The sequence below is a fragment of the Bradyrhizobium sp. genome, assembly GCF_049798375.1.
Classification (GTDB): domain Bacteria; phylum Pseudomonadota; class Alphaproteobacteria; order Rhizobiales; family Xanthobacteraceae; genus Bradyrhizobium.
In genome coordinates, this window is record NZ_JBARGP010000539.1 from 1 (window position 1) to 2,691 (window position 2,691).

General features: G+C 64.4%; 2 protein-coding genes. Both read left to right on the plus strand.

The annotated features are described in order from the left end of the window. On the plus strand, positions 1 to 952 hold a 952-nt coding region (locus WA702_RS21750), incomplete at its 5' end, for an alpha-hydroxy acid oxidase (protein ID WP_425112614.1). A gap of 45 nt (positions 953 to 997) precedes the next feature. After that, positions 998 to 1,627 carry an HAD family hydrolase gene (locus WA702_RS21755; protein WP_425112615.1) on the plus strand — a complete coding sequence of 210 codons (630 nt, stop codon included), beginning with the start codon at positions 998 to 1,000 and terminating at the stop codon, positions 1,625 to 1,627. Positions 1,628 to 2,691: the final 1,064 nt, after the last annotated feature.

Here is a 2,691-nt window from a genome sequence, read left to right on the forward strand (position 1 = left end):
GGACGAGATCGCGTTCCGGCCGCGGGTGCTGCGCAACGTCGCCAGGGTCGATGCGTCGGTCGAGCGGTTCGGCCGCAAGATGCGGCTGCCCGTGTTCATGGCCCCGGTCGGCGCGCTCGAGATCTTCGATCCTGCGGGCGCCGCGAGCGTGGCGCGGGGAGCCGGCCGATTCGGCGCCGCGCACATGCTGAGCTCGGTCTCCGAGCCCGGCCTGGAGAAGACGGCGGAGGCCGCGCCCGATTGCATGCGCATGTTCCAGCTCTATGTCCGCGGCGATGACGCGTTCGTCGAGGACTATGTCAGCTGCGCGATCGAGCACCGCTATACGGCCTTCTGCATCACTGTCGACACCGCCCATTACAGCCGCCGTGAGCGCGACATCGCCAAGCGCTATGTGCGGGAAAGCCGGATCCGCGCCACCGGCGGCGACCATCAAAAAGGTCTCAGCTGGCGCACCGTCAAGCTGGTCAAGGACAAGTTCAAGATCCCGCTGATCATCAAGGGCATCGCCACCGCCGAGGATGCGCAGATCGCGCTCGATCACGGCGTCGACTGGATCTACGTCTCCAACCATGGCGGCCGCCAGCTCGACCACGGCCGCGGATCGATGCATGTGCTGCCGGAGATCGTGCAGGCGGTGAAGGGCCGTGCCAGGATCATGGTCGATGGCAGCATCTCGCGCGGCACCGACATCGTGAAGGCGATCGCCTCGGGTGCCGATTTGGTCGGCATCGGCCGCCTGCAATGCTGGGCCGTGGCCGCCGCCGGCGAGACCGGCGTCACCCGCATGCTCGAGCTCTTGGAGGATGAGGTGGTCCGCACGCTCGGGCTGCTCGGCGTCACCTCGTTCGCCGAGCTCGACGGCTCCTATCTGCATCCGGCGAGCCCGACCCACCTCCCGAGCGTGCTCAGCGCGTTCCCGCTGGTCGACATCGAGCCGTACCGCTATTGATGGCGCGCGCCGCTTCGGGCGGATGAGCAGGAGGCCGGTATTGTCATGAGCGAGCCCCGTCTTGTGCCCGGCGGCGCTGACGCGCTGCTGTTCGACCTCGGCCGCGTCGTGATCGACGTCGACTTCTCCAAGGCGGTGGCCTGCTGGGCCGGGCACGCCGGCTGCGCGCCTGATGACATCGTCTCGCGCTACGTGCAGGACGAGGCCTATCATGATCACGAGCGGGGCACGATCGAGGACGCCGCGTTCTTCGCCAATCTGCGCAAGAGCCTCGGCATCGCCATCACTGATGATCAATTCCTGGAAGGCTGGAATGCGATCTTCGCCGGCGAAGTCGAAGGTATCGCACCCCTGCTCGCGCGCGCCGCCAGGCATCTTCCGCTCTACGCCTTCTCCAACACCAACCGCGCGCATGTCGCGCATTTCTCGGCGGCTTACGCCGAAGTGCTGAGCCATTTCCGCGAGATCTTCCTGTCCTCCAGCATCGGCCTGCGCAAACCCGATGCGGAAGCCTACGACCACGTCGTGCAGGCGATCGGCAGGCCGGCGGAGCGCATCGTGTTCTTCGACGATTTGCCTACGAATATCGAGGGCGCCCGCGCGCGTGGCTTGCAGGCCGTGCAGGTGCGCTCCTCGGCGGATGTAGTTGCCGCACTGGACGCGCTGGGGATTTGATTTCGTTCTCAACCTACGCATGATCTCGCGTCATTGTGAGCCAACGGGTCCGCGCGAACGCCCGGCCCGATGACATGCTCCGCGCAGTAATCCGGACTCTTGCTTTGGCTCCTGGATTGTTTCTTCCGCTTCGCTCCTCGTAATGACGGTCGTGATGGATTTCCGCCACCATCGTCCGCGGAGGCCGGAGAGCGCGCGATCCAGTATTCCAAAGACGTCGGCGATCGAACCGGGAGGCCGCGGCGGCGTCGGTGCTCCGGCATGGCGACGCATGACGAGAGTCGAACGCTAGCATTCCCGCAACGCATTTCGCGTCCGAGTCCTGTCTGTTAGTTCGCCCTCCAACAGAGAGGGCGCAGGGAATGCCGGGTGAAGGCCTCACCCATGGCCCGCGTGCGAAAAAAGTGCACGCGGCGGTCACCACAGGATCAGCCGGATCATCCGGCATTCCCTGCGCGATGGTTTCCCGGCTTATACGTGATCTCCCCAGGGACCGGCTCTCTTGCCCCTGTCGGCCGTCGAACTCATCAAATCCGACGACCTTAGCCTCAGCACCGGGAGGCCAGGACCACACGACTTCGCCGTCAGCGCCATGCCGCTCGTCCGCATGCGAAACGCATACGACGCCATGTCGCGTCCACCGCATCCCACCCCGCGTGTCGTGACGATCGCGAAACGCCCCTCTCGCCGGGACGGGATGCGCACATCAAAACACACTTTCTGAAAAAGCGAAAGTAAAATTTAACAGGGGAATAGGCCTGCAAGCTCGATCAGATTGAAACGATTGGCGAAATGAGTTTTTCCGCGCGCCGTGTTTTTCGCTCGGAAGAGACCCGACCCTCACGCGGAGGCGCGCATTCAGTCTGGGCAGGTAAGAGCGAGCGTGCCGCCCAGAGCCCGGACGGATCAAAAGCACCTCGTTCATGCGGGAAACCTGCAAAACCTGCCATCGCGACCGGCACGCGCGAGCAGCGGCTGCAATAGGAACAGTACTCGGTCGTCCGCTTTGAATGTCTCAACCGCAGCGGAGATCGACATGAAACGGGCAGCCCTCATCATTGTCC